At 66.3% G+C, this 22478-nt stretch carries 20 protein-coding genes, 2 tRNA genes and 1 pseudogene; 9 read left to right on the plus strand and 14 right to left on the minus strand.

Annotated elements, in window-relative coordinates; all coding sequences use genetic code 11:
* The 4 genes and pseudogenes from A9X05_RS31795 to A9X05_RS32385 form a co-directional block, all read left to right on the plus strand.
* Window positions 1-1026: pseudogene (locus tag A9X05_RS31795) on the plus strand (hypothetical protein); the annotation flags it as partial.
* Window positions 1019-1726 carry a Type 1 glutamine amidotransferase-like domain-containing protein gene (locus tag A9X05_RS23885; RefSeq protein WP_067748529.1) on the plus strand — a complete coding sequence of 236 codons (708 nt, stop codon included), beginning with the start codon at window positions 1019-1021 and terminating at the stop codon, window positions 1724-1726. The pseudogene A9X05_RS31795 and the gene A9X05_RS23885, both read left to right, overlap by 8 nt.
* 138 nt (window positions 1727-1864) lie before the next feature.
* A complete protein-coding gene (locus A9X05_RS23890) occupies window positions 1865-2269 on the plus strand; it encodes a heme-binding protein (protein WP_067748528.1) in 405 nt (134 codons plus the stop codon).
* 66 nt (window positions 2270-2335) lie between these two features.
* A complete protein-coding gene (locus A9X05_RS32385) occupies window positions 2336-2629 on the plus strand; it encodes a hypothetical protein (protein ID WP_231968837.1) in 294 nt (97 codons plus the stop codon).
* A 21-nt stretch (window positions 2630-2650) separates the two neighbouring features.
* On the opposite strand, the gene A9X05_RS23900 is transcribed toward A9X05_RS32385, so the two are convergent.
* A complete protein-coding gene (locus tag A9X05_RS23900; RefSeq protein WP_067784400.1) occupies window positions 2651-3547 on the minus strand; it encodes a TPM domain-containing protein in 897 nt (298 codons plus the stop codon).
* A gap of 111 nt (window positions 3548-3658) precedes the next feature.
* Between A9X05_RS23900 and A9X05_RS23905 the strand changes: the two genes are divergently transcribed.
* Window positions 3659-3729: transfer RNA gene (locus tag A9X05_RS23905), tRNA-Cys, on the plus strand.
* Between the two features lie 53 nt (window positions 3730-3782).
* On the opposite strand, the gene A9X05_RS23910 is transcribed toward A9X05_RS23905, so the two are convergent.
* Both A9X05_RS23910 and A9X05_RS23915 read right to left on the minus strand, forming a co-directional pair.
* Entirely contained in the window at window positions 3783-4169 is a 387-nt protein-coding gene (locus A9X05_RS23910) for a YchJ family protein (protein WP_067748524.1), read from the minus strand.
* A gap of 179 nt (window positions 4170-4348) precedes the next feature.
* A complete protein-coding gene (locus A9X05_RS23915) occupies window positions 4349-5578 on the minus strand; it encodes a glycosyltransferase (RefSeq protein ID WP_067748521.1) in 1230 nt (409 codons plus the stop codon).
* A gap of 176 nt (window positions 5579-5754) precedes the next feature.
* Between A9X05_RS23915 and A9X05_RS23920 the strand changes: the two genes are divergently transcribed.
* Entirely contained in the window at window positions 5755-8970 is a 3216-nt protein-coding gene (locus tag A9X05_RS23920; protein ID WP_067784420.1) for an adenylate/guanylate cyclase domain-containing protein, read from the plus strand.
* Here the strand turns inward: A9X05_RS23920 and A9X05_RS23925 are convergent.
* From A9X05_RS23925 to A9X05_RS23960, 8 genes are all read right to left on the minus strand, one after another.
* Window positions 8937-10049, minus strand: coding sequence for a hypothetical protein (locus A9X05_RS23925; protein ID WP_156736938.1), 1113 nt, complete (start codon window positions 10047-10049; stop codon window positions 8937-8939). The genes A9X05_RS23920 and A9X05_RS23925 overlap by 34 nt on opposite strands.
* 86 nt (window positions 10050-10135) lie before the next feature.
* Window positions 10136-10633 carry a hypothetical protein gene (locus tag A9X05_RS23930; protein ID WP_067748593.1) on the minus strand — a complete coding sequence of 166 codons (498 nt, stop codon included), beginning with the start codon at window positions 10631-10633 and terminating at the stop codon, window positions 10136-10138.
* A 103-nt stretch (window positions 10634-10736) separates the two neighbouring features.
* Window positions 10737-10810: transfer RNA gene (locus tag A9X05_RS23935), tRNA-Ile, on the minus strand.
* Between the two features lie 103 nt (window positions 10811-10913).
* Window positions 10914-11333 carry a hypothetical protein gene (locus A9X05_RS23940; RefSeq protein ID WP_067748511.1) on the minus strand — a complete coding sequence of 140 codons (420 nt, stop codon included), beginning with the start codon at window positions 11331-11333 and terminating at the stop codon, window positions 10914-10916.
* A gap of 278 nt (window positions 11334-11611) precedes the next feature.
* Window positions 11612-12034, minus strand: coding sequence for a hypothetical protein (locus A9X05_RS23945; RefSeq protein WP_231968841.1), 423 nt, complete (start codon window positions 12032-12034; stop codon window positions 11612-11614).
* A gap of 397 nt (window positions 12035-12431) precedes the next feature.
* Window positions 12432-13298 carry a carboxymuconolactone decarboxylase family protein gene (locus A9X05_RS23950; protein ID WP_067784404.1) on the minus strand — a complete coding sequence of 289 codons (867 nt, stop codon included), beginning with the start codon at window positions 13296-13298 and terminating at the stop codon, window positions 12432-12434.
* A 40-nt stretch (window positions 13299-13338) separates the two neighbouring features.
* Window positions 13339-14712, minus strand: coding sequence for a TldD/PmbA family protein (locus A9X05_RS23955; protein ID WP_067784408.1), 1374 nt, complete (start codon window positions 14710-14712; stop codon window positions 13339-13341).
* Window positions 14713-14761: 49 nt separating this feature from the next.
* Complete coding sequence (locus A9X05_RS23960) at window positions 14762-16279, minus strand: TldD/PmbA family protein (protein ID WP_067748585.1); 1518 nt, start codon at window positions 16277-16279, stop codon at window positions 14762-14764.
* A gap of 59 nt (window positions 16280-16338) precedes the next feature.
* Here A9X05_RS23960 and A9X05_RS23965 point away from each other — a divergent pair, with 59 nt between their 5' ends.
* The 3 genes from A9X05_RS23965 (at window position 16339) to A9X05_RS23975 (ending at window position 19442) form a co-directional block, all read left to right on the plus strand.
* On the plus strand, window positions 16339-17223 hold the full coding sequence (locus tag A9X05_RS23965; protein WP_067784411.1) for a carbohydrate ABC transporter permease: 885 nt from the start codon (window positions 16339-16341) through the stop codon (window positions 17221-17223).
* Window positions 17210-18025 (plus strand): carbohydrate ABC transporter permease, encoded by an 816-nt coding sequence (locus tag A9X05_RS23970; protein WP_067784414.1) that lies wholly within the window; start codon window positions 17210-17212, stop codon window positions 18023-18025. The genes A9X05_RS23965 and A9X05_RS23970 overlap by 14 nt, the downstream gene beginning before the upstream one ends.
* Before the next feature lie 79 nt (window positions 18026-18104).
* Window positions 18105-19442 (plus strand): extracellular solute-binding protein, encoded by a 1338-nt coding sequence (locus tag A9X05_RS23975; protein ID WP_067784417.1) that lies wholly within the window; start codon window positions 18105-18107, stop codon window positions 19440-19442.
* Here A9X05_RS23975 and A9X05_RS23980 read toward each other — a convergent pair.
* The 3 genes from A9X05_RS23980 to A9X05_RS23990 form a co-directional block, all read right to left on the minus strand.
* Window positions 19439-20317, minus strand: a complete 879-nt coding sequence (locus tag A9X05_RS23980; protein ID WP_067748502.1) for a universal stress protein — start codon at window positions 20315-20317, stop codon at window positions 19439-19441. The two genes, A9X05_RS23975 and A9X05_RS23980, sit on opposite strands and share 4 nt — an antisense overlap.
* Complete coding sequence (locus A9X05_RS23985) at window positions 20314-21759, minus strand: amino acid permease (RefSeq protein WP_156669893.1); 1446 nt, start codon at window positions 21757-21759, stop codon at window positions 20314-20316. The genes A9X05_RS23980 and A9X05_RS23985 overlap by 4 nt, the downstream gene beginning before the upstream one ends.
* Before the next feature lie 26 nt (window positions 21760-21785).
* A partial coding sequence (locus A9X05_RS23990) for an aspartate aminotransferase family protein (RefSeq protein WP_156736940.1) occupies window positions 21786-22478 on the minus strand: 693 nt, incomplete at its 5' end.

The following is a 22478-nucleotide window of genomic DNA, read 5'->3' on the forward strand; positions in this document are numbered from 1 at the left end:
GAGACGGTGCACCGGCTGACAAACGCTGGAGCCGTCATTACTCATACCGGGTATGGCACCTCCCAGGACGGCTTCGACGCGGAGTGGCGAGAGGTCGTCTTTTTCACTTTCCGGGGAGACAGGGTCGATCGCTGCGAGATGTTCGATGATGTGGACGTTGACGCCGCCCTCGCGCGCTTTGACGAGCTGAGCCGGCCAAGACCGAGCCTAGAGAATGCGGCAAGCCGGGCAGAAGAGTGGCTCTTCGCGCACTCGGCGGCTCGCGACTGGGCAGCTGTGGCCGAAATCCTCTCTGGCGAAAGCGTTGTCGACGACCGCCGCCGAGTGGTGAATGTCGGCTTATGGGACGGTCGGGACGTCGTCATCGCGAACATGCAAGCCCTCGCCCAGGGCTTGGCACACGTGACGCTGACGGTCATTGCGACTCGCGGGGAGCGGCTCGCCCTCATTATCGTTCGATCTTTCAACTCCGACCTCGAGCATGGAGAGTTCGTCATCGAAATGCTTGGAGTCGCGGAGCTCGACGCGGACCTGCGCATTTCGGCCCACGTCTTCTTTGATCCCGACGACATCGACGCCGCCTTCGAAGAACTAGATGCCCGCTACCTCGCCGGTGAAGCGGCCCCGCACGCGCACACTTGGTCGGTCATCGCAGGCTCCTACGCCGCGATGAACCGGCGCGAGCTGTTTCCGACGACGCCGGATTGGGTGAATGTCGATCACCGACGCCCGGGGATATTTGAGGAAGGCGGCCTGAACGCATCCCTGCGTTCGCTGTGGCAACTGACCACCGACCTCACCTTCCGCATCGAAGCCGTCCATCGATTGACTGACCTCGGCATGGTCTGCTCCCATGTGGCTCAGGGTGTTTCACAGGATGGGTTCGACGCCGAGTGGCGGGGCATAGAAGTCCAGACGGTCGACGGTGACCTTATCGACCGCTGCGAAATCTTCGACGAGGCGGACCTCGACGCGGCCCTCGCGCGGTTCGACGAGGTCACCGCGATCAGGCCCGACGGTGGGTGACACGGCGCCCCGACAACAACCGCTCTATCTCCTGGCGGACAGTCAGCTGCTCTTTTGGAAACAGCGGGACCGGCTGCTCCTCGAGGCGGCCGTCGACGGATTGGCCCGAGCCAACCCCCTGAGCGCCGCATACATCGGCGCCTCCAACGGAGATCGTCCGGAGTACTACGAGATCTTCGAGGCGGCCATGGATGCGATTGGAATCACCACTCGCCGCATGATCGATTCGTCCTTCGGCCCCGACGATCGCAACTTCCTGGCGAGCGCCCAGTTGATCATCCTCGCCGGCGGGGACGTGCGCCTGGGCTGGGACACCTTCGAGAAGACCGGCATGAAAGGGGCGATTCTGGACCGGTATACCCACGGCGCGCTCCTGGTGGGCGTTTCGGCCGGTGCGGTCCAGCTGGGACGCTACGGAATCGTCGAGACGCCGCAATCTTCCGCACCTGAGCTGTTCGGCGTGTTCGACCTCGTTCCCATGGTCGTCGACGCACACGACGAGCGAACCGAATGGGCTCGGCTGTCGCGGACGATCGAATCTCTGAACGGAGCCGCCACCGGGCTCGGGATTCCGTCCGGTGGCGGAGTCATCGTTCACCCAGACACCGCGGTTGAGGCACTGCGCCGTCCCGCACATCAAATTCGTTTCCAGAGCGGTCGGATCACTCGCTCGCTGTTGCCCGCCGACGCATCCAGCTGAATTGCCCCGGACGCCAAGCGGTGTCTGCAGCCCCCGGCCGCCAGTCCGCCGTCTCCGGCCCCTGGGTGACGGTTGGCCGCGCTAATAGTGACTTTCGGCCCGAGTGAGCGACCTCGATCCGGGTCCAGAGTTAACACCATGCCAACTGCACCTCGACTCACTTTGAACGGAGCGCGCCGGTTGCTGGTCGGGCTGATCGGAGCAGGCGCGATCAGCGGCACGCTGGTATGCGCTGGCGCGGGGACCGCCGCGGCTGATCCGGCGCCTCGACCCGCCAACTGCACGGCGGCGGACGTCGCCGGCGTCGCGGCTGGCGTGGCCGCGTCGCTCTCTACCTACCTGTTCACACATCCGGACTTGAACGGCTTCTACACCGACCTGCAGGATCGGCCCAAGGACCAGATCCGCGACGAGGTGCAGCAGTACTTCAACGCCAACCCCCAGGAGCAGGCCGATCTTGAGAACATCCGTCAGCCACTGGCCGATATCAGGCAGCGTTGCCAGTGGACCCCGCTACTCGGGCAGGGCGGCGCGACTCCCTGAGTCGGGTCGGGCACGTAATCGTGTTGCGGCCCCTAATTCGCCGCCGGTCAGAACGAGGAGATGCCGATGAATGTCAGGGCACGGTCGTGGACCGCAGGGGGGATAGCGGTATTGGCCCTCGCCGCAATCCCTGAGACGTACGCCGTGGTGCGGCCGTCCGGGGTGGCCAACGCGGACGTGTGCGCAAGCGTCGGCCGACGGGTTTCAGTGAGCGGGTGCACGAACATTGCCGACACCGTCAACGCCAATGTGCCACCGCCGGACGCCTATGCGCCACTGCCGCAGGATTTTCCGCCCCCACCGCCGGTGAATGTCTGCGTCGGGGGCGGACGGCGAGTCCATGTGAGCGGGTGCTTCTGAGGCTGTCCGTGATGCCACCCGTCATCGTCTAGCTGTGGTGCCACCACCTCGGCGACGGTGTGCCGCCAATACGTCGGCGTTCGCCAGCGTTTGCGCCTGGGCGGCCAGCGTTGATGCCCGGTTCGCGTAGGCGATCGCCTCGGCGGCATTGGTTGCTTCCTTGGCGTACGCCGCCGCCAAATACCGCCTGGCCTCTTGGGATCGAGACTGCGCCTCGGCGCCGATGCTGGCGCCATGCCGGGTGACGTAGTCGGTGACCTGACGCAGCCGGGCGTCCGCGGTCGACAGCGCGTCCCTCGATGAGTCGCCGCGCCCCTCGATGCCGGACTGACTCTCGCGACGGGCGGCGCGGCGGTGGCGCACCCGGTAGAACGCGAGAATCACAATGACCAGAACCACAACGACGATGAGGCTGATCGCGATCAGCTGCCAGATCGGCTTCGACGTGCTCGCCGATTTGTCCAACCCGTCGGCCGCGGCGACCGCGGCGCCGGTCCAATCTTTCGCGTTCACCGCAGGGTCAATTCGCTTGCTGCGCAGTGTGTCCAGCTCGGCATCCGTGAGGCCCGGCACTTGCGGCGGCACCGAGAAGGCGTAGAGCTTGGTGTTCGTGGCCACCGACAGCAGCACGTCGTTGCCACCCAGCCCGCTGGCGTTGCGGGTTCGGTCGGCCCAGTTCTCGGGTTTGAACCGGGAGAAATTGTCGACGTAGACCACCCACAGCTGAATGTGCCGATCGCGGTAGAGCCGGTCGATCGCCGAGCTCACCGCCGCCCGACCGGGATCCGTCAGAACTCCGGCGCTGTCGGTGATGTGATCGGTGAGCTTGGACGGCGGCTGCGCACCGGCGGGGGCCGCCGGCAAGAACCCCACCGTGAGGACGGTCAGGACCGCACTAATCAGGCGAACGCCGCGCATATGGGTAACTTATCGTCACTCATGCTGGGGCGGACACTGCTATCCGTCGAAATAATCGGAGCGAGGAAATGGCTGGGCAACGGCCGCTTGCGCTGGCATGGTGGCGGTCGTGCGGGTGTGGCTGAGTGGCTAGGCAGCGGCCTGCAAAGCCGTCCACACGGGTTCGAGTCCCGTCACTCGCTCAACATTGCCTGGTCAGTCCGCGAGGCGGCGCTGTTGCCCGGCGCGCCGGCGGCTATGCCTCTTCCGCCACGGCGTCGAGGTAGAACCATCGCCCGGCGCGGCGCTCGAAGCGACTGCGCTCGTGCAGGCTGCCGGCGCGGCCCGCGGACTCGAACCGGGCCGTGAATTCCACCTCCCCACGATCGTCTTCCGGGCCGCCCGCGGCCGTGTCGGTCACTTTCAGGCCGGTCCAGGTGATGGCCGGGTCAATGGTCACGTCGGACGGGCGCGTGCGCGGGTGCCACGTGCGAAACAGGTAGTCGGCGTCACCGCGGGCGAAGGCCGAATACCGCGATCGCATCAACTCCTCGGCCGTTCGGGCCGGTAGCTCGCCATCGTGGAGCGGCCCGCAACACGCGCGATAGCCTTTGCCACTGCCGCAGGGACACCGTTCGTTCATGTGAAAAGCCTGACAAACCGATTAGCGCCGACTCGCACGCAGGTCGCGCTGTCGGAAGATCTTGGCCCCGAAAAGCCAGACATGGCCGGCCCGCACTCTCTGCGGCCATATTGGGCTCTAGTCGTCGCCAACCTTGCAAAAGCCCACCGTGCGTGAGCCGCCAGAGCAGGCCAAGATCATTACCGAATCCCTAGTAAGCGCCGCTCCATGACGTCCGCGCCGCGCACGGCGCCACCCGCTGCTTTGAATCCATCGGCGACGCGCCGCGCGCCGCTGGTCATTGACATCGCCTGCAATACCTTGGATTTCAACCTCGCCGGGGTGAGCTTCCTGGCAGGTAGCCGCGTTCCGCTGTGGGACACCTCGACCCGCCGAGCGACCTCGAACTGGTCGCGGCCATAGGGCACGGCGCATACGGGGACGCCAAGCGCGAGGGCCTTCTGCGTGCTGCCCATCCCGCCGTGGGTGATCGCGGCAACGGCGCGACTCAGCACCATTCGATGCGGCACGAACTCGCGCACCGTGGCGTTGGCCGGCACCGCGATGCCGTCGGGCACGCCCGCCGGGTAGGTGGCGACGACATGGACCGGCTCGGCGGCCAGCGCTGCCATCGCGACAACCGGCAATCGGATGTCACCCTGGCGATCAGACGAGGTCGTGACCAACACGATGGGGCGGTCGATGTCATCGAGCCAACGGGGCGGCGCAACAGGCGGGTCGAACTCACACGGCCCGATCAGCTCGATCGAGTCGCCCCAATCCGGGTGCGCATATTCGAACGGCTCGCCGGTGGCGACGAGCATCAATGGTGTGCGCCTGAGCAGTTCGTCGACACTGCGAACCGGCACCGCGCCTGCGGCCTCACGTACCCCTCTCAGCGGCCCAAGCAGCGCGCGCTCGAATGGCGCGGTCACCAGGGGACGGAGCGCCCCATCCCGCAGCCGACCGAGCAGGCCGGGCCACGGCCGCAAACCCGGGCCAAAAGGCGGCGTGCCACGCGATCGCAGGAATGGTGTGAACGGCCAGAAGGACACCCACGGCACGGGACCGGCGTCTGCCACCGCAGCGGCTCCCCAGCAGTTCGCGTCAACCACTAGCAGATCGGGATTTGCGGTCGCGATGGCACTGCGCAGGTCCTCGATCTCATAGGCCGCGCGCTGGCCGAAGACTCCGAAGGCCACCTTCAATGCGGTTCGCGTGTTCGGAGCCATCCAGTCGGTCATAACCGCTGCTTCGATCCTTGGATCGATCGCGGACGTCTCGAATCCGAGCTCGAGGCCGGTGGGAACGCCAGCAGCGAGGGTCCTCAACGCGATCCGATGACCGCGCCGCTGAAGTTCGACCAGTAGCGCAGCAAGCGGATACAGGTTCCCCTGGGCCGGCGACGTATACGCCAGGATGGTGACCATCGGTCAAGGGCTCCGTTGTTCGGTCCCGCCGAGCATGAACGACCATTTTATCGACCCCGGCAAACGTACGACCGGGTTGCGGTGGTTCGGCATGAGGCGTCTCGATCGACTGTCCAGTGCCACTCTGGCCGTTACGCTTGAACGGCGGCCACCTCGAGAAGTGCGGAAATGATCAGATGACGGGGTCAGCATGCCGGGGGTGCGGCACCGAGCCTCGCGCCGGTGCCCGCTTTTGCGATGCCTGCGGGTCCCCGATCGAGGTCGCTGCCACACCGGCCGAGCACAAACAGGTTACGGTCCTCTTCGCCGATGTGGTTCGCTCGATGGACCTGGCCGCCATTGTGGATACCGAACGACTGCACGACGTTATGGGCGAACTTTTCAACCGATGCGGAGCAGTCATTCAACGCTACGGCGGCACGGTCGACAAGTTCACCGGCGACGGCATCATGGCGCTCTTTGGCGCCCCGATCGCATTGGAAGACCACGCAATCCGCGCCTGTATCGCAGCTCTAGAAATACAGACGGAAGTGGCAACCTTAGCCAACGAAGTGCAGCACCGCGATGGTGTCACGCTTTCGCTTCGGATCGGACTGAACTCCGGTGACGTTGTCGTAGGCCAAATCGGTTCCAGCCCTTCGAGTTACACGGCGATTGGAGTGCAGGTGGGGATGGCCCAGCGGATGGAGGCGGCCGCTCCCCCGGGCGGCGTCATGCTCAGCGAAGTCACCTCGCGCCTTGTCGAACACGTGACCGTGCTCGACGATCCGCAGATGGTGACCATCAAGGGGGCATCGGAACCCGTCCCTGCACGGCGCCTGCGAGCGATGGCTCAGAGGAAACCGCTGGCAGCCCGTATTGAATCCACACTTGTCGGCCGAGATCACGAAATCGAAGCCCTCACAGCGGCCATACGTGAGACTGTCGACGGGCGCGGCTGCATCGTCGGTATTTCGGGGCCAGCAGGAATCGGCAAAAGCCGGATCTCTCGCGAGTTAGTGAAAATCGCCCAAACCAATGGCGTGCGGGTGTTTTCCACCTTCTGCGAGTCACATGCCAGCGCGATCGCCTTCACGGTAGTCGGCCGCCTCGCCCGCGACCGATTCGGAATAGACGAACGCGACCCCGTAACCGCCCGATCGGCGCTGCGAACTCAACTCGCCGGAGCGGACCCCGAAGATCTCGTACTGGTCGACGATCTGCTCGGCATCCGAGATCCGGAGGCGCCAGTTCCCAACGTCTCAGCGGACGCCCGGCGGCGACGACTAGCCGCACTGTTCAAAACCGCTGCGCTGGCCCGGAGCACCCCAGCTCTCTACATCATCGAGGACGCCCATTGGATTGACGAGACCAGCGAGGCCATGCTCGCGGACTTCTTGACAGTAATCCCCGAGGCAGGGTCGATGGGCGTCGTCACCTACCGCCCGGAGTACGACGGTCCCCTGACGCGCGCACCGGGTTTCCGGGGATTCACTCTCCACCCCCTAGACGACTGCGCGGCATCAACAATGACAGCCGAGCTCATAGGCTCCGATCCGTCTGTCGGCGAGCTGGCGAAACGCATCATCGAGCGATCGGCCGGAAATCCCTTCTACGTCCAAGAGATCGTGCGCGAATACGCCGAGCGACGCGTCATCGTCGGCGAACGTGGCGCGTATCAACGGCAGCAGGACGTGGGCGACGTCAGCGTGCCTCCCACTCTGCAGGCGACGATCGGATCGCGCATCGATCGATTGACCAGCTCGGCAAAGCAAGTACTCAACGCCGCAACAGTCATCGGATCTCGATTCAGCGCCGAACTTCTGGCCATCGTGCAGGGCGAAACTGACGGCCACTCCCAAGCAGCACTGGCCGAACTCGTCCACGCGGAGCTCATCGACCAGGTAAGGTTCACGCCCCGAGCAGAGTATGCGTTCCGCCACCCGCTCGTCCAGGCGGTGGCCTACCAATCGCAGCTCAAACTGCCTCGCGCAGAACTTCATCGACGCCTGGCCGCGGCTATCGAGCAACGCAACGCCATGGCGCTGGATGAGAATGCGGCGTTGATCGCGGCCCACCTCGAGGCTGCGGGGGACCTCCGTGAAGCTTTCGGCTGGCATATGCGTGCCGGAACGTGGTTCACGAATCGCGACATCAATGCCGCGCGTATGAGTTGGCAACAGGCGCAAAAGTTGGCAGACCTGATGCCCACCGACGAACCCCACCGAACTGTGATGCGCGTGGCGCCTCGCGCCCTGCTGTGTGGCAGCGCCTGGAGGGCCGGCGGTAACGTCGCCCCTGCCGACTTCCAGGAGCTGCGCGACCTGTGCGCAACCTCCGATACCCAGGTGCCGCTGGCCTTGGGTATGGCCGGCCTACTGATGCAGCATGCGACCCATGCTCGCAATCGAGAGTCGTTGCCCCTCATATCCGAGTACGTCGGACTGATAGATGCGATCGGCAGCCCGGAGCTGACCGTTGGATTGCTCTATCCCGCGATTTATGCCAATTACGAGGCCTGCAAAATGTCCGACGCGCTGCAGCTGGCACAGCGCGTGATCGATCTGGCCGACGGCGATCCCATCAAGGGCAATCTCTTGACCGGCTCACCTCTCGCGTTCGCTACGGCGATGCGGGCATCGGCGCGATGCGCTCTGGGACAACCGAATTGGGAGACTGACTTCGACGACGCTATGGCATTCGCCCGCGTTGATCCGACCACGTACGTCTCGATAGTCATGTTCAAGTACATGTTGGGTATCCCCACCGGGGCGTTATCGGCCGACGCAGTAGCACTGAAAGACACCGCGGAGGCGCTGCGAACCGCTCAACGATGCAGTGAAGATTTCGCGGTGCATGCAGCGCAACTGGCACGTGGCATCGCCCTTGTGGCCAACGACAGCGCTGATCGGCCGGCCGGCCTCAAGCTGCTCGCGGAAGCACGATCTGCTGCGTTGGCTGAGCGATTCATCCTGGGGACCATACCGATCATCGACCTCCACTTTGCGGCGGACAAAGCCCGGACAATGGACCTCGACGGCGCGATTGCGCTCTCGCGTCGGGTAATCACCGAGCTGCGCCAAACTGGACCGGCGATATATCTCGGTGCGGCCACCAGCGTTCTCGTCGAATCTCTCCTTCGGGGGGGCAACGACGAGGACCTGATCGAGGCTTACAACGCCATCGAGGCCTTGGCGGAAGTTCCTGTCGAAGCTGGGTTTGTGGTCTACCAACCGCGCCTGCTGAAGATGCGTGCTCTACTGGCGCGAGCACAGGACGACGCGCAGGGCTATCGGGCGTATGCAGATCAGTACGTGGCGCTGGCGCACACCCTTGGCTTCAAGGGTGACATTGCACAGGGCCTCGCTCTCGGCCCAAGTCACCGTTCCGGTCGCCACCTGAGCGGCACGTGAACCGGGAACCAACCGTCGAAAACCTCACTCGGCGACGGGCTGTAGGGCTTGGGATACCACGCCTTGGGCACATCGCCGCTGTCCCAGTCGAACCCGAAAAACGGGATCTTGGCGAGCCATACTTCGAAGAAAACGCTCAGCAGGTCGCGGGCGAGATGCGACGCCGGGCACCGGTGCGGGCCTCCCCCAAAGCTCCAATTTCTCTGCGGGCCATCGAGTTTGATGTCCTGGCCGGACATCTCGTCAGCCTCGTCGCGGTGAACGAATCCGACATACAACTCGACGCGAGACCCGGCCGGGATCGTCGTTTCGCCGACTGTCACGCTGCGGCTCGTGATGCGGGAAACGGTCTTCGCCCCGCCGTCCAACCGCAGCAGCTCCTCGATGAACCGGCGTTGCCGGTCCGGATGTTCGCGTAGTTCCTGCTGCAGCATCGGCTGGCGCGCCAGTACCGCCAGTCCGGCCCGGATAGCGAACGACGCGAAGATGAGGCCGCGGCCCACCGAGGCCATCAGCCCCAGCACTTCATCGTCGGAAAGCGGTTCGGTGGCCAGGAGGCTGAGCACATCGGGGCCGCCCTGCGGCGCTCGGCGGATCTTGGCCACCAGCTCCGCGTTGACCGCGTCCGGGGCGAGGTCGGTCGGCAGCCCGCAGACCGTGACGAATGCCGCGCGCCAGACAACCTCGGCGACACCCGCCCCGTCGCAGCGGTCCAGCTGCGCCGCGACGGCGTCGACGCATCGTTCCACGATCACCCGCACGGGCCTGAGCATGTCGCGCGAATTGCCGGGCGTGAACAACTGCTCGACCATGATCTTCCGGTACGGACCGAACGGCGGATTGCCGGGCATCAGCTCGCCCTGGCGGCTGGCGAATACCTCGCCGTCGCGTATGGCCGCGAGGACGTCGTCGCGCCGCCACAACACATAGGTACCGTCCGGCTGCCGCAGCACTCTTTGACCGGCCCGCTCCGCTGCAGCCAGCCACTCCCGATAACCCCTGGCCGCCTCCTCGTCGGAACGCATGACCTCCAGCGCGCGGTCGCTACCCGACTCGATCACCGCACCACCGACTTTCACGATCGGGGCCGCCTGGACCTCCGACGCCGGAATTCTATCCTCGACATCGGCGAGACGCCGCTGCAACTGCCGCCGGGCCGCAACCGCTAGGTGTGCACTTTCCAACCCGCTAATGGGGTGGGCGCCGCCGGAGCGTTGGGGTCATTGAACTCGATGTAGACGTCGCCCTGCTTGACATTGCCGTCGTAGGCGATGTATCCGTGGGCGGTCTGGCCGTTGGCGACACTGCCCGAGCGCAGGGGCGGCGTCTTGTTGATCTTCTGATAGTCAACCCCGGATGAGCCGCCCTCGGTGTCGCGGTAGGGGTCTTGCCGCCATGGCGAAGACGCGGCGGTCACGTAGGTCTCGCCGTAGCTGAACGGTGTGTCGGACTTGCCGACGATGGTGAGCTCGATGACGGTACAGCCGCCTCCGCTAACGGTGCAGCCGGACGAGACCCAGGTCGCGTTGTTGAGCGTGACGTCGGCGGTCGCGGCGCTGTATTCCGTGACGTGGATGCTGGTGCCGGCCTTCCCTGTCGGGAACGGCGACTGCTGGGGTGTCGGGTCGGCGGCGCCGACCGGCGCCGTTAGCCCAGCCGTCATCGCGAGCAATGTCACGACCGCTGCGCTTACCGGAGTCGATATGGTCACCCGCAGACGATAGCGCCCATTCGCCAGGGGTCTGTCCGCGATCACACCTCTGAAGTAGGGCGGGCGGGGCTCGAACCCGCGACCAACGGATTATGAGTCCGCGGCTCTAACCAACTGAGCTACCGCCCCTAGCGATGTTCCGTAGGAAACCGTAGCCCAACGCGGGGTCGTCGTCCGCCGGGCATGCTCGAAGCCCGCCGCCCTCGAAAAAGGCGGCGGGCTCGACGGGGCATCACATCGGCGCCGGCTGGCCGGGCGCTTGCCGCGCGGCCTGATCCTTGAGCCTCGGGATCAAGTCCGGCGCGTAGACGTAGATAGCGGACTCGACCTCCCACTCGGCCTGCTTCTGGCTCATCGGCGTGGTCCTGGTGATCATGTTGACCAGCTCCTGGGCCTCGCCGAACTGGTTGGGGTTGGCCCGTACCTGGCTCGCGAACCAACGTCCCTCTGCCGCCTCGCTGCAATCGTTGAAGTCGGCGTTGTGCACCATCTTGTTCTGCGCCAGCAGCTTGATGTACTGGTCGTCGGCCGGGGACATGTTGCACGACGCCGACGCGTGCGGCGCTCCTAGCACAGCACCACCGAACATCGCTGCTCCCAGCGCAACCCCGGCGGCCCCCGCCGCCAACACCTGCTCGCGCGATCGTGTCATCCTCACTTCTCCGGACCCCCTCTTCGTAGAATTTGCTAACTGTCCTTTCGCGCTAAACGTCGGGTACCACCGTCGCCAAACGCGGCAAACGACGCGTTCGTCGAACAATCAATGAACAGCAGTTAGCCAAAACCTCGGTGAGCTGAAGGTTTTGCGCGGCGGAGAACGCTCGTGCGATCGATGACTACCGCCGATCGGCAATCACATGCAGTGCGTAACTCACCGATACGGGCGGTGTCGGTGATTTTAAATTGAGTTAGCTGGTGAAGCCCGGGGCGCTACTCTTTGGGCCAGTCCGCGTGCGCGGCCTGATCCTTGATCTTGGGGATCATGTCGGGTGCATAAACGTAGATGGCCGACTCGACCTCCCACTCGGCCTGCGCTTGGTTCATCGAGGTCGTGTTCGTGATCATGTTGACCAACTCTTGCGCCTCCCCAAAGGGATTGGGGTGGTTGCGCACCTGGTCGGCGAACCACCGCCCTTCGGCGGCCTCGGTGCAGTCACTGAAGTCGGCGTTGTGCACCATCTTGTTCTGAGCGAGCAACTGGATGTACTGGTCGTCCTTCGGACTCAGATTGCAGGACGCCGACGCTTGCGGTGCCGACAGCACAGCCCCGCCAAGCATCGAGGCCCCCAGCGTGACGCCGGCAGCCCAGACCGATGACGCTCGCATGCGCGACCGCGAACGGGTGGTTGTCATTCCGGACCTCCCTCTGCGTGGGAGCGATCTCGCCCTCCGACGCAACCAAGCCTTCGTGTGGTGACTGCTAACCGAGATAACGGGCCACGGCTTGCAGTCACGCGGTCGATAGTCGTCAACTCAGGCGGCGCTGCCATCTGAGATCACCAGCACATATGAGTTCACATATGAGTTTTGGTGTCGGGACATAAATTTAGCCAGTAGCAGCGGCCCGAGTGGAGAACTTTTGTTTGCGCGGCCGTGTACGGATGGTTAACATTCGCTACTTCGCACCGGGCCTGCGTCCGTCGTCCGATCCACGCCAGCCGAGGCGGCATGCGCAAGCCAAAAGCTTTTTGAGCTGCGATTACGCACCTGGCGGCTGGGCGGCGGTCGACCGTGGCAGCCCAGGCGGGAGTCAGCTGAATACGGTCTGCCCGTCGGTCCCGAGCAGATAACGCTCGGTACCCTGCTCGACGCGGGGCGCATCGGCGCCCAAAGCGACGGCGACCTTATTGCTTGCATTCCGCATGATGTCAAAGGTGAGCTCGACGGCCTCGGCATCCGAGAACCGGGAGCGCACCTCGGCGGCATCGTCGACGGCGAGGTGCGCAGGGGTCCAAATTAACGCATCGGTGTAGCGCAGCGCTGCTTTGACGCGGTCGTCGAGCAACCGCGAGGCTTCGAAGCGACCGATCTCGTCGTAGAGCGTCTCCGAACCGCCGGCGTCCAGCGCCGTGCCCTCACGCAGCGACTTGCACAACCGACAGTTGTGCTGAGCTGCCCCGCGCAGCCGGACCATCTCGGAGGTGACCGGGTCGAGCGCGCGCATCCGGGCCACCGCGGGCAAGAAATCGTTGAACACCAGATTCGCCGGATTCGTGGTGTGATCCCACGCGACGCTGCCGTTCACCCAGCCCAAGTACTCCGAGCCGACGCCGAGAGCCTCCAGCCCCGCCCGCACTCGCGGGACGAAGTCGGCGATATACATAGACACCACCACGCCAAAGGCGCCGTCGCCCAACTGCTTCACCAGCCGGGACCGCTGCTCGCCGGTGATCGCGGAGACGTCGGCGCTGAACTGCTCGGCGAACTCGGCGACGACGACCTCGGTCTGCGATTCGGGCGCGCCGGCCTCGACGGGCGCCGGCAGCGGCGGCAGTGACAACGTCTGGGCACAGACCCGCCGAATCAGCGCCGCGATGCGCGCCTCCGGCGGGGAGCCCGGAAACAGGGCCACCAACCGCGCCAACTGATCTGTTTGGACCGAAACCGGAGCCGCCATTCGTCACACGCTAGAACGCCGCCGGCCGAGCGGCAATCGCCTACTGGGCCTGGCTCACCGACGACATATGGAAGTCCGGGATCCGCAGCGACGGCATGGCCGCCCGGGTGGCCCAGTCCGCCCACTCCCGGGGCAGGGTCTTCTCACTCGTCCCGGCCTCGGTGGCCCGCCGCAGCAGGTCCAGGGGACTCTCGTTGAAGCGGAAGTTGTTGACCGCCGCGGTCACCTCGCCGTCCTCGATCAGGTAGACACCGTCGCGGGTCAGCCCGGTGAGCAAGAGCGTGGTGGGGTCGACCTCGCGGATGTACCACAGCGTGGTCAGCAGCAGTCCGCGTTCGGTGGCCGCGATCATGTCGGCCAACTCGGCCGACCCGCCCGTCATCACCAGGTTGTCGGCGGCGACCGCGACCTCGGCGTCGAATTTGGCGGCCGTCGCGCGTGGGTAGGCCAGCGCGTTGACCACGCCGTCGCGGATCCAATCCACCTGGCCGATCTCCATGCCGTTGTCGAACACCGACATCGTCTCCGACGAGCTGCTCACCGCGACGAACGGTGTGCACGCCAGCCCCGGCGCCATCGGATCGGAGAACAGCGTCAGCGGCAACTCGGTGAGCCGCTCCCCCACCCGCGTCCCGCCGCCGGGCGCCGAAAAGGCGGTGCGGCCCTCTCGCGCACCGCGGCCGGCCATCGACCACGCCAGGTAAAGCATCATGTCGGCGACCGTGGACGGCGGCATGATCGTCTCGTACCGGCCCGCGGGCAGCTCCACGGTGCGCTCGGCCCAACCGAGGCGCATCGACAGCTCCTCGAGCAGCGAATCCATTGGCACTTCGACGAAGTCGGGCGTGCCGATACCCGCCCAGGCGCTTGCCTCGCCGCGTTTGCCGTTGATCTCCACCGCCCCGGCGGGCTGGGTGTAGCGTCGGCGCACCCCCGTCGACGACGCGAGGAACGTCGTCGAAACGCTGTGGTGCGCAAAGCCGTACAGCCGGTCGGCGCCTTCGAATCCGCGACTCAACGAGTCGGCGACATCGGCGAACACCAGGGGCCCGGTGCCGGGCACCGGCGCGTTCCAATCGGCGGGCACCCCTGTGTCGGCCAGCAGCGGCGCGGCATCGCCGGCTTCGGGCGCCGAGCGGGCCGCCTCCTGCGACGCCGCCACCAGCTCGGGGATCACCCGGGGATCGACCTCGGCCGACACCATCGTGCCGATGCGCGCGCCGGATCCTTGGCGGACAATCGAGATCACCGTGATGCTGCGGTTGACAGCAACCCCGTTGGTGGTCATCGAGTTGCCGGCCCATCGCAACGTGGCCTCCACCTTGTCGGTGACGAGCACCATGGTCTCGCTCGCGCCGCCGAGCTTGGCGGCCTCCTCGAGGACGAGGTTGACGACATGCTGCGCGCTGATCATCGGCGCCGCTCCTCAGCATCGCTTCGTTCTGCATCGTCGCCGGCGCGGATCATCGGCCGCCCTCGGTCCGGGTGTTGAGCACGTTGACGCCGCGGAACAGCGCCGACGGACAGCCGTGGCTGACCGGGGCGACCTGACCGGGCTGGGCCTTCCCACAGTTGAATGCGCCGCCGAGCCGCCACGTCGACGGGCCGCCCACGGCTTCCATCGAGTTCCAGAAATCGGTGGTGGTGGCCTGATAGGCCACGTCGCGCAGCTGGCCGTCCAGGCGGCCGTCGCGGATGCGGAAGAACCGCTGGCCGGTGAACTGAAAGTTGTAGCGCTGCATGTCGATTGACCACGACTTGTCGCCGATGATGTAGATGCCGTCCTGCACACGGCTGATGAGGTCGGCGGTGCTGACGTCCTCGCGCGCCGGCTGCAGCGACACGTTGGCCATCCGTTGGATCGGCACATGATGCGGCGAATCGGCATACGAGCAGCCGTTGGACCGCGGTTGTCCGAGCCGCGGAGCGAACACCCGATCGAGCTGATAGCCGACAAAGATGCCGTCACGCACCAGATCCCAGCTTTGCGCCGCCACGCCTTCGTCGTCGTAACCGATGGTCGCCAGGCCGTGGTCGACGGTGCGGTCGGCGGTCACGTTCATCACCGGTGAGCCGTACCGCATGGTGCCGAGTTTGTCGGGCGTGGCGAACGACGTTCCGGCGTAGGCGGCCTCGTAGCCGATGGCCCGGTCGTATTCGGTTGCGTGCCCGATGGATTCGTGGATCGTCAGCCATAGGTTGGACGGGTCGATCACCAGGTCCGTGCGCCCCGCGATCACGCTGGGCGCCTTGACCTTCTCGGCGAGCAGCGACGGCAATTGCGCCAGCTCGTCCGTCCAGTTCCACACCTCGTCGCCGGCCAGCACTTCCCAGCCGCGCCCGGTCGGCGGCGCCAGCGTGCGCATCGAGTCGAAGCTGCCGGCCGCCGCGTCGACGGTCACCGCCTCCAGCGAGGGCTGCACCCGCACCCGCTGCTGGGTGATCGACGACCCGAACGTGTCGGCGTAAAACGACTGTTCCTTGACGGCCGTGAGGATGGCCGACACGTGGTCGACACCATCGGCACTGAGCAGCCGGCCGGAGTAGTCCTCCAACACGTCGATCTTGTCGGCCACCGGGATGCTGAACGGGTCGGTCCGGTAATTCGAAACCCAGGTGGCGTCGGCGTACACCGGTTCAGGCGCCAGCTCGACGCGCTCACGGTTCAGCGTCGCCAGGGTGGTGGCCACCTGCACGGCGTGCCGCGCGGTCTCGGCCGCGACCGACGGCGCCAGCTCCGCGTGCGAGGCGAATCCCCACGTGCCGTCGACGATCACCCGCACGGCCAACCCGAGCTCGCGGTTGACGACCGCCGTCTCCAGCTCACCATCGCGCAGCTGGATGATCTCGGACACGATGCGGTGAACCCGCAGGTCGGCGTAGCTGGCACCGGCCGCGGTGGCCGATGACAGCGCGGCATCGGCCAGCTCATGGCGGGGCAGGTTGAGGAAGTCGGCATCGATCCCCCGGTTCGGTGTCACCGTTCCACCGTAACGGCCGTTCACCCCAAACCCGGGCGCCGCCCGCTTTAATTACCTCCATGGCCAGCGGCGTCCGGAGGACACAGCCTCGCTCCACCGCGCTGGGCTATGCCCTGCTGGCGCCCAGCCTGTTCGGTGTGCTCGCCTTCTTGCTGCTGCCCATCCTCGTGGTGATCTGGTTGAGCCTGTACCGATGGGACCTGCTCGGGCCGCTGCACTATGTAGGCCTGTCGAACTGGCGGTCGGTGCTGACCGATCGCACCTTCGCCAACTCGCTGATCGTCACCGCCCTCTTCGTGGCGATCGTGGTTCCGGCGCAAACGGTGCTGGGTCTGCTGGCCGCGTCGATGTTGGCCCGCCAGCTTCCCGGCACCGGCCTGTTCCGCACCCTCTACGTGTTGCCGTGGATCTGCGCCCCGCTGGCGATCGCGGTGCTGTGGCGCTGGATTCTTGCTCCCACCGACGGCGCCGTCAGCACCCTGCTGGGCCACAGCATCGAGTGGCTGTCGGACCCCAGCTTCGCGCTGCCGCTCGTCTCGGCCGTCGTCGTATGGACGAACGTCGGTTACGTCTCGCTGTCGTTCCTGGCGGGCTTGCTGGCCATCCCCGACGACATCCACGCGGCCGCGCGCACCGACGGCGCGACCGCCTGGCAACGGTTCTGGCGCATCACCCTGCCCATGCTGCGGCCGACCACGTTCTTCGTCCTCGTAACGGGGATCGTCAGTACCGCACAGGTTTTCGACATGGTCTACGCGCTGACCGGCGGCGGACCCGGCGGCAGCACCGACCTGGTGGCCCACCGCATCTACGCCGAGGCGTTCGGCTCCGCGGCCATCGGGCGCGCGGCGGTGATGGCGGTGGTGTTGTTCGTCATCCTGATCGGCGTCACCATGGTGCAACACCTGTATTTCCGGCGGCGGATCAGCTATGACCTCACCTAGTCGGCTCGTCATCTACGCCGGGCTCATCCTCGGCGCGCTGATCACCTTGGCGCCGTTCGCTCTTGGCCTGCTCACCTCGTTCACTTCGGCGCACCAGTTCGCCACGGGCACGCCCCTGCAGCTGCCGCGGCCGTTCACCCTCGCCAACTACGCCGACCTGGGTGGAGCCGGATTCGGCCGGGCGGCCGCCGTGACCGCGTTGATGACCGCCGTGATCCTGCTGGGCCAGATGACCTTTTCGGTGCTGGCGGGATACGCGTTCGCGCGGTTGGACTTTCCCGGGCGCGACGCGCTGTTCTGGGTGTACATCGCGACGTTGATGGTGCCGGGGACGGTGACGGTGGTGCCGCTGTATCTGATGATGGCCCAGCTCGGCCTGCGGAACACGTTCTGGGCGTTGGTGCTGCCCTTCATGTTCGGCTCGCCGTACGCGATCTTCCTGCTACGCGAGCACTTTCGCATCATCCCGAACGACTTGGTCAACGCCGCCCACCTGGACGGCGCCAACACGTTGGACGTCATCGTGCACGTGGTCATCCCGTCCAGCCGGCCGGTCCTGGCTGCTCTGACGTTGATCACGGTGGTTTCGCAGTGGAATAACTTCATGTGGCCGCTGGTGATCACCAGCGGCCACAAGTGGCGGGTGCTCACGGTGGCGACGGCCGACTTGCAGTCGCGGTTCAACGCCCAGTGGACGTTGGTGATGGCGGCGACGACCGTCGCCATCGTCCCGTTGATCGCGCTGTTCGTGGTCTTCCAGCGTCACATCGTCGCTTCGATCGTCGTCTCGGGGCTCAAATGACCAGGCCGCGCATCGAGATTGCGGTCAGGGCTGTGATTTTCGGCGCCTTACGACCACCACGGCAATCTGGGCGCACATCATGAGCCGGCCTCGCGTGTCGACGCTGATGGCCGGGGCGCTTGCGCTGGTGGCTGTTCTGTTGGGCGCGACCGCGGTGTTGCTCGACTACTCCGGTCAGCCCCCGGGCGGCAAGGTCGTCGTGACGATGCGGGTCTGGGCCGACCAGATCGCCGCGGCCTACCGGCAGTCCTTCGCGGCGTTCAACCGCGCGCATCCCGACATCGTGGTGCACACCAGCGTGGTGTCGTATTCGACGTACTTCGACACGCTGCGCACCGATGTCGCCGGCGGTAGCGCCGACGACATCTTCTGGCTCTCCAACGCTTACCTGGCCGCCTACGCCGACAGCGGCCGGCTGATGAACATCGGCGCCGCCCTCAAGCCAGGGTCCGCCTCGGCGTGGGATTCGGCGGTCGTCGACCAATTCACCCGCGGCGGCGTGCTGTGGGGTGTGCCGCAGCTGACCGATGCGGGGATCGCGCTGTACTACAACGCGGACCTGCTCGCCGCGGCCGGTGTCGAACCGGCCCAGCTGAGCGGTTTGCGGTGGAGCGCTGACGGCGGTGACACGTTGCGGCCCATGCTGGCCCGGCTCACGGTGGACGCGGACGGACACGCCGGAAACACAGCCGGTTTCGACGCCCGACGGGTTCGGCAGTGGGGCTACAACGCCGCCAACGACCCGCAGGGCATCTACCTCAACTACATCGGTTCGGCCGGCGGCGTTTTCCAGCGCGGCGACCAGTTCGCGTTCGACAATCCGGGTGCGGTGCAGGCCTTCCGTTACCTGGTTGGCCTGATCAACGACGACCACGTCGCGCCGCCCGCCTCGGACACCAACGACAACGGGGACTTCTCCCGCAACCAGTTCCTAGCCGGCAGGATGGCGCTCTTCCAATCCGGCACCTACAACCTGGCGCCGGTGGCCCGCGATGCCCGCTTCCGCTGGGGCGTGACGATGATGCCGGCCGGCCCGGTGGGCCGGGTGAGCGTCACCAATGGCATTGCGGCGGCGGGCAATGCCGCGACGAAACATCCCGAAGCGGTGCGTCAGGTCCTGACCTGGATGGGCAGCAAGGAGGGCAACGAGTTCCTCGGGCGCGAGGGCGCGGCCATCCCGGCGGTCCTGTTGGCCCAACCGGTTTACTTCGACTACTGGGCCGCCCGGGGCGTCGACGTCACGCCCTTCTTCGCCGTGCTCAACGGGCCGCGCATCGCGGCACCCGGCGGTGCGGGCTTCGCGGCCGGCAACGACGCCCTGCGGCCGTACTTCGATGAAATGTTCCTGGGCCGGGGCGATGTCGCGACCACCCTGGGCAAGGCCCAAGCGGCCGCCAACGCCGCGGCGCAGCGCTAGCCGGGCAGCACCAGCACCGGCACTGGGCTCTCCCGGATGATCTTGGCGCTGCGCGAACCGAGGAAGACCCGCCGGATGTCACCGCGCGGCCGGGTGCCCAGCGCGAGTATCTCGCCCTCCTGCCAATCCGCCTTCGCCAGTGCCTCTTTCCAGCTGCGTCCGGTAACCACCTGCAGCGCAACGTCTTCGCTCACGATCTGGTCGGTCTTGAGTTCCTCGAGGATGTCGCGCACCTGGGCGGCCCAGGCCGCCAGCACCTGATCCTCGACCTCGAGCCCGACCTCCGGGGGATACATCGTCTTGCCGCGAACGGCGAAGGTGATCACTCGCACCGGCACGCCGAATCGCTGTCCGAAGTCATAGCAGCGCTTCACCACGTCGACCGAGTCGGGGGTGGCCGAATAGGCACAGCTGAGCCGGGTCAACGTGCCTTGGTGCGAGCGGTAATTGCGCGGGCTGATCGCCACCGGCACGGGCGAGGCGTGCAGCAGCCAGTCGGCGGTCGAGCCGATCAGCACTTGCCCACGCCCGCCGCTGGGCAACGACCCCAGCACGAGCACGTCGGCGTCCACCTCGTGGACTATTTCGAGGAGTCCCCCGGATACCGATCCGTGCGCGCGGTGCAGGTACGTGACGTCTATCCCGTCGCCCACCGTTTCCATGAACCGGGCGGCCTCCTTCGCCGACTCCGCGGCCATGGTGTCGGCCCATAGTTCGTACTCGGCGTCGACGCGGGCGCGCGAGGGTGTCAGCCACGGCTTGGGCACGATGGTCGCCACGGTGAGCGAGGTGCCGCGGGTCCGCGCGATGCGCACGCCCAGATGCAGCCCGGAGAGCCCGACCTTGCCGGCCCGGTAGCCCACGACGACGGTCACAGCGCGTCCCGCTCGAGCGTTTCGGCGTTGAGCGCGCTGTGATGGCGGCCCCACACGAAGTAGAAGACTAACGCGAGCGCGATCCAGCCACCGAAGGCAATCCAGGTGTACCAATGCAGGCTCGCGAGGATGTATCCGCACGCCAACACCGAAAGGACGGGCGTGACAGGATAACCGGGCACCTTGAAGCCGCGCGGCAGGTCGGGCTCGCGCACGCGCAAGATGATCACTCCGGCGGAGACGACGACGAACGCGGTGAGCGTCCCGATGGACACCATGTCCGCGAGCTTGTCCAGCGGTATGAAGGCGGCCAGGGCGGAGGCCGCGACGCCGACGATCACCGTGTTGCCCACCGGCGTCATCGTGCGCGTGTTCACCCGCGCGAATCGGGTGGGCAGCAGGCCGTCGCGGCCCATCGCGAACAGGATCCGCGTCTGCCCGTACATGGTGACCAGGGTGACGGAGAAGATCGAAATCACCGCGCCCGCAGCCAGGATGGTGCCGGCCCAGCTGCCGCCCGTGACGTTGTCGAGGATGGTGGCCAGCCCGGCCTCCTGCTGCCCGGCGAAGTCCTGCCAGCGCTGGGTCCCCAGCGCGGCCACCGCGACCAACACGTACACGCTCGTCACGGTCACCAGAGCCGCAATCAGCGCGCGCGGCATGGTCTTTTGCGGGTCCTTCACCTCGTCACCCGCGGTGGACACGGCGTCAAGCCCGATATAGGAGAAAAAGATGGTGCCGGCGGCCGAGCCGATTCCCGCAACGCCGAAGGGCGCGAAGTCGTGGAAATGGTGCGCGTCGAACGCCGTGAACGCCACGATCACGAAGATGATCAGCACGCCCAGCTTGACGAGCACCATGATCGTGTTGACCCTGGCCGATTCGCTGGCGCCTCGGATGAGCAGCAACGCGCACATCGCGATCAAGATGATCGCGGGCACGTTCACGTAGCCCGGCCTGGCATCCCACGGCGCGGCCGACAGCGCGTGCGGCAACTGGAAGCCGAAGACGTTGCCGAGCAGCTTGTTGAGGTAGCCGCTCCAGTTGACCGCGACGGCGGCGGTCGAGACTCCGTATTCGAGCAGCAGACAGGCCGCCACCCCCATCGCCACCACCTCGCCCAGGGTGGTGTACGCGTACGAGTACGACGACCCGGAAACCGGCACGGCCGAAGCCAATTCGGCGTAGCAGATCGCCGCGAGTCCGGCCGCGACCCCGGCGATGAGGAAGGAGAGGATCACTGCGGGGCCGGCTTCGGGCACGGCCTGGGACATGACGAAGAAGATGCCCGTCCCGACCGTCGAGCCGACCCCGAACATGGTCAGCTGGAAAGTGCCGATGCTCCGCTTGAGGTGGTCCGCGGCCCCGTACGCGACGGGCGTGCCGACAACCGGTCGGCGCCGCAGCATCTGCTCCTTCAGACTGATCGACGTGGGTTGCAATTACCCCTCCTTGCTCGATCAGCTGATTATGGGCCAGCCTCCCGCAGCACAGAAGCGAACTGCTCGATCGCCCAGTCGATCTCCTGCTCGCCGATCACCAAAGGTGGCGCGAACCGCAACGTCGAGCCGTGCGTGTCCTTCACCAACACGCCCCGGTCGGCCAGTCGAAGGCTGATCTGCTTGCCCGTCCCGAGCCGCGGGTCGACGTCGACCCCGGCCCACAACCCCAGCCCGCGCACCTCCAGCACGCCGTGACCCAGCAGTGCGCGCAGACGCGCGTGCAGGTGTGCCCCCAAAACCGCCGAACGGGCCTGGAATTCTCCGCGCCGCAGGATGGACACCACGGTGGTGCCGATGGCGGCGGCAAACGGGTTACCGCCGAAGGTGGAGCCGTGTTCACCGGGATGCAGCACGCCCAGGATCTCGCGGTCGGCGACCACCGCCGACAGGGGGACCACGCCGCCGCCCAGCGCCTTACCGAGCAGGTAGACGTCCGGCACCACGCCCCAGTGGTCGCAGGCGAATGTGTGGCCTGTACGCGCCAGGCCGGACTGGATCTCGTCGGCGATCATCAACACGTTGCGCTCGCTGCACACGGCGCGAACGGCGGGCAGGTAGTCGTCGGGCGGAACGACGATGCCCGCCTCGCCCTGAATCGGTTCCAGCAGCACGGCGACCGTGTCGTCGTCGATCGCACACGCCAGCGCGTCTGCGTCGCC

The organism is Mycobacterium sp. E3298 (genome assembly GCF_001666895.1).
GTDB lineage: Bacteria > Actinomycetota > Actinomycetes > Mycobacteriales > Mycobacteriaceae > Mycobacterium.

Excerpts from the sequence above, each read along its gene's own strand:
- A9X05_RS23910 (WP_067748524.1), bottom strand. The coding sequence starts at position 4,169 with ATGAACGAACGGTGTCCCTGCGGCAGTGGCAAAGGCTATCGCGCGTGT.
- A9X05_RS23900 (WP_067784400.1), bottom strand. The coding sequence starts at position 3,547 with ATGCGCGGCGTTCGCCTGATTAGTGCGGTCCTGACCGTCCTCACGGTG.
- A9X05_RS23970 (WP_067784414.1), top strand. The coding sequence starts at position 17,210 with ATGACCTCACCTAGTCGGCTCGTCATCTACGCCGGGCTCATCCTCGGC.
- A9X05_RS23930 (WP_067748593.1), bottom strand. The coding sequence starts at position 10,633 with ATGACGGCTGGGCTAACGGCGCCGGTCGGCGCCGCCGACCCGACACCC.
- A9X05_RS23975 (WP_067784417.1), top strand. The coding sequence starts at position 18,105 with ATGAGCCGGCCTCGCGTGTCGACGCTGATGGCCGGGGCGCTTGCGCTG.
- A9X05_RS23920 (WP_067784420.1), top strand. The coding sequence starts at position 5,755 with ATGACGGGGTCAGCATGCCGGGGGTGCGGCACCGAGCCTCGCGCCGGT.
- A9X05_RS32385 (WP_231968837.1), top strand. The coding sequence starts at position 2,336 with ATGAATGTCAGGGCACGGTCGTGGACCGCAGGGGGGATAGCGGTATTG.
- A9X05_RS23915 (WP_067748521.1), bottom strand. The coding sequence starts at position 5,578 with ATGGTCACCATCCTGGCGTATACGTCGCCGGCCCAGGGGAACCTGTAT.
- A9X05_RS23950 (WP_067784404.1), bottom strand. The coding sequence starts at position 13,298 with ATGGCGGCTCCGGTTTCGGTCCAAACAGATCAGTTGGCGCGGTTGGTG.
- A9X05_RS23955 (WP_067784408.1), bottom strand. The coding sequence starts at position 14,712 with ATGATCAGCGCGCAGCATGTCGTCAACCTCGTCCTCGAGGAGGCCGCC.
- A9X05_RS23890 (WP_067748528.1), top strand. The coding sequence starts at position 1,865 with ATGCCAACTGCACCTCGACTCACTTTGAACGGAGCGCGCCGGTTGCTG.
- A9X05_RS23945 (WP_231968841.1), bottom strand. The coding sequence starts at position 12,034 with ATGACAACCACCCGTTCGCGGTCGCGCATGCGAGCGTCATCGGTCTGG.
- A9X05_RS23965 (WP_067784411.1), top strand. The coding sequence starts at position 16,339 with ATGGCCAGCGGCGTCCGGAGGACACAGCCTCGCTCCACCGCGCTGGGC.
- A9X05_RS23940 (WP_067748511.1), bottom strand. The coding sequence starts at position 11,333 with ATGACACGATCGCGCGAGCAGGTGTTGGCGGCGGGGGCCGCCGGGGTT.